Annotated in this window: 4 protein-coding genes and 1 pseudogene; all 5 read right to left on the bottom strand. The window is 34.5% G+C overall.

Annotated features, from left to right (window positions below; all coding sequences use genetic code 11):
- Positions 1-245 precede the first annotated feature (245 nt).
- Positions 246-764 (bottom strand): annotated as a pseudogene (locus EA412_06340) (transposase).
- A gap of 52 nt (positions 765-816) precedes the next feature.
- Entirely contained in the window at positions 817-1,386 is a 570-nt protein-coding gene (locus EA412_06335; GenBank protein ID TVR79516.1) for a hypothetical protein, read from the bottom strand.
- 3 nt (positions 1,387-1,389) lie between these two features.
- Entirely contained in the window at positions 1,390-2,337 is a 948-nt protein-coding gene (locus EA412_06330) for a T9SS C-terminal target domain-containing protein (GenBank protein TVR79515.1), read from the bottom strand.
- Positions 2,338-2,340: 3 nt separating this feature from the next.
- Entirely contained in the window at positions 2,341-3,282 is a 942-nt protein-coding gene (locus EA412_06325; protein TVR79514.1) for a T9SS C-terminal target domain-containing protein, read from the bottom strand.
- A gap of 362 nt (positions 3,283-3,644) precedes the next feature.
- A partial coding sequence (locus EA412_06320) for a hypothetical protein (protein ID TVR79513.1) occupies positions 3,645-3,867 on the bottom strand: 223 nt, incomplete at its 5' end.

The following is a 3,867-nucleotide window of genomic DNA, read 5'->3' as shown; positions in this document are numbered from 1 at the left end:
ATAAATCCATTAAAGAAAATTTAATAAGGTTATGCGAATGGGAGTTTTGATTTTAAAAGGATATGATTTTTTGTGCTCGCTATTTAACATTATATTAATTTCTAAGCGACCCACTGTCCGTAGCGCCCTCGCTACGGACAAGACATGATACTAAGGCTTTCAATTTTACTGTTTATTCAGTCATACTTTCCCGGTCTTAAATTTGCCAGCAATTCATCTACCAAATCTACTTTAAACAGAAAAGGTAAGTCTGCATAATTTCTGGCACTTGAATAAAGATAATCTTCAGGTTTGTCAATAATCCCGGCTTTTACCGGATTGTTATGTATGTAATCCAGTCGTTGCCTGAACTTTTCTGGTGTATCCAATTCAATTGGATGGTTGTCGTGTGTCCAAACTTGAAAATTCTTGCTTCTTTTTTGGCTTTCAGCATGATGCGCAAACAAATTTAGCATCCAACCTTTCCGGCTTTCAGGACCTTCAGTGATTAATTCTACTAACCGCTTGGAAGTGTAACTCTTAAAACGTCCGATGATAGAACTCAAATCATTTTTGGGTTGTGTAGCCGAAAGAATTGCATGCAGATGATTGGACATGATTACATAAGCATGAATGTTTAATCCTTGCGTATCAGGGTAAAAACGGAAGTTGCTTATAATTTCGTCCCTATAAAGTTGCCTTGTAAAAAGATCAATCCATTCAACTATTTGAAAGGTTACAAAATGCAATTCTTTTTGATTGTGAATTCTATATCCGCCTGCCATAGTTCAAATATAAAAAATTAATCAGTAATTGATATAAAAAAATATAGTGTCCTTAGTTTATGGAATCCTTAACAAGGCTCCTCGTTGGAATCGAGCGGCAGGATATGCAGTTTTTTATGATTGCGGTTTTTATGAAATAGTCCGTAGCGAGGGCGCTACGGACAGTGGGGGAATGTTCCCATTGGTCAAAGTCATCGGAATGCAACGATAATCCGTTTTTTGTGAAAATATCAGACCCTGGAAGATTATTTATGAAATTGATAACAACATTATCATTATTAGATGAACTCACAGATACAATTGTATCCATATAATCTCCCAGCACAATATACTTTCCAAATGATGCAAGATAAAAATAACGACTAATATAACCTAAGGTCGCTGGATTAGTTATTTCATGAGACAAGTATTTATCCGGATTGATTGGAAGCTCACCAAGTGGCCATTGTGTAGTTCCTGTATCAGAGGATATGCTTGTATCTTCTGCATATACAAGCAAAATTTTAGTAGTGTCATGAACAGGCAACCAATATCCATTTCTTGAACTAACCTGACTATTTACATCAAAAGAGATGCACAAAAAAATATAAAAGAAACTGAAAATTTTCAATAGATTTTTCATAGCTTAAAGTTTTAAAAGTTTATGAGTAAAATGAGTATTTTCATGATGTATTCTGATCCAGTAAACCCCTGCAGGATAATCGCTTAATGTAATGCGGTTTGTAATATCATTTAACTTGCCGGATAAGAGTTTACTACCTAAAACATTGTAAATAGTGTACACTAAAGATTTACCGGATTGATTTTCAACATAAAATGTACTTTCAAATGGATTCGGATATATATTCAAATACTGTTGAGTAATTTCTTCAACATTTACTGCAAGCGGGTCATTGTGTGGTCTTAAAGTGAGTTCTATTCGAGGTTCATAAACAGAGTTGTCTGCTAAATACATCCCTGAACTTTCAAAATATAAACTGTCCGAATGAACCAAACCATAGGGGGGGTACCAAGCTTCTGAATTAAAGTCCGGATGATTATAGTTACTTAAAATATATGGTGGCATGCCCCAGCCAACGCCACAAGGAAAGTAACCAGGCTCTCCGCGACACTCCATATCAATTCTTGCACGTGGCCTCCCCTCTTCAATTTCGGGATAAGGCAGCCTGTCACTATACATCAGTGAATCTACCCATTTCATTTTAATGGGGTAAACACCTTTATTGAATTGTAAGTAAATACTTGGTTTATTATAACCTGAAATTTCAATTTTTTTTACACTATCTTCTGGCCATCCCAATCCCATCTTCCAATATACCGCAAACTTTGATGTATCCAAATGATGTAAAATTTCAAAATTTGGATCAAATGCTCCTGAGCCTGTCATTGTATATGTACTGTCATATCCTAAATAAACAGTATCTCTCTGCCCGGTAGCATCTTCAAACATTATAGGCATAAACCACTGAGGCTGTTGTGGCACACCGGGTATTTCCCATGCATGAGCTTTGTCTGTAAAGAATGTGAAAGTAAGCAATAATATTAGACCAAAAGTTTGCATTAGATTTTTCATAGCTTAAAGTTTTAAAAGTTTTTGAGTAAAATGATTGTTTTCATGATGTATGATGATATAGTATATTCCCGGAGGATGATCACCCATTTTAATTCTGTTAGAATTTTCTTTTAATATTCCTGTTTGCAGTTTTCGTCCTAACACATTATAAATGCTATATTTTGAAAGTATGTTTGTCTTATTTGTGAGATAAATATCATTTTCAAATGGATTAGGGTATATTTTAAATTGTCGTGGATCAATTTCCTTAACATTAACTGAAAGCGGGTCATTGTGTGGACGTAATGTTAATCTAATATCACTTGAAAAATGCGGATTTTGAGCTAAATACAATCCTGAGCCTTCAAAATATATACTGTCTGAATGAACCAAACCATAGGGGGGATACCAAGCTTCTGAATTAAAATCAGGATGATCATAGTCACTTAAGATATATGGCGGCATATCAAAACCTATACCACAGGGAAAGTAGCCTGGTTCTCCTGTATATTCACAAGCCATATCAATTCTTGCCCGAGGCCTACCCGCTTCAATTTCGGGATAGGGCAGCCTGTAACTATACATCAGTGAGTCAACCCATTTCATTTTAATGGGGTAAACGCCTTTTACAAACCTTATTGAGTAATTAGGTATATAGTTGCCCACAACTTTTACATACTTTACTAATTCAGGTGAAAATCCTGCTTGATGAATATATACATTAAACTTACTTGTGTCTAAGTTCTTCCATGTTTCAAAATTAGCATCAAAACCAGTTAAATGTGCTGTAGATGTACTATCATATCCGAGATATATCGTATCTCTTTGCCCTGTCGCATCTTCAAACATTATGGGCATAAACCATTGAGGCTGTTGTGGCACACCGGGTATTTCCCATGCATGAGCTTTGTTTGTAATGAATGAGAATGCAAGTATGAGCAGTAAAAAATGGATTTGTAACTTCATATTCGTAATTTTAATTTTTAAAAATACCTTTCAAGTCTAATTTTTGATAACAGGGGGATAGTGCAAATAGATACAGATAGTGACTTTATCAAAACATCAGAGAGTAGAAACTATAAGTAATTACTACTAAATCTATATCAATAATAAAAACTTTATTTTTAATTTCAAAGTATTTTAGAATGTTATTTGTTTAAAAAAGTTTTATTTTTTGCTTTTATTGTTTTTTTTCTTTTTGTAAAACTGTAAAATTTTTCACGCAAGATTCAAGCAGCAGATCTCCCAAGTCAGGAATAAAGGCCGCATTACTTCTGCTAAAAGACTTCTTTATGGTCTTTCTGTGTGGAGTTTAGATACATTTGCAATCATAATTTTTCCATAAACTGCATAGTGCCTACTTTTTCTTGGGTATTGGGCTCTTGAAATTTGGGCTCTTGGGACTTGCGAAGCATATTTTCCCTCATAATTTTTCCATAAAATTCTACCTTATTCCTTTCAGACTTTATAAACTTTCTACTTTCAACTTCTTTACATGGGTCAGCCAGCTTTCCTGTCTTAATTCCTAACTCCTTTTTTCTATTGGTTTCC

The organism is Chitinophagaceae bacterium, assembly GCA_007695095.1.
Taxonomy (GTDB): domain Bacteria; phylum Bacteroidota; class Bacteroidia; order Chitinophagales; family REEL01; genus REEL01.
The sequence above is the reverse complement of the archived record's forward strand: the minus strand, read 5'-3'. Positions and strand labels throughout refer to the sequence as shown.

What these genes read in the sequence shown, in the direction of transcription:
- EA412_06325 (TVR79514.1), bottom strand. Translation starts at nt 3,282, where the DNA reads ATGAAGTTACAAATCCATTTTTTACTGCTCATACTTGCATTCTCATTC.
- EA412_06335 (TVR79516.1), bottom strand. Translation starts at nt 1,386, where the DNA reads ATGAAAAATCTATTGAAAATTTTCAGTTTCTTTTATATTTTTTTGTGC.
- EA412_06330 (TVR79515.1), bottom strand. Translation starts at nt 2,337, where the DNA reads ATGAAAAATCTAATGCAAACTTTTGGTCTAATATTATTGCTTACTTTC.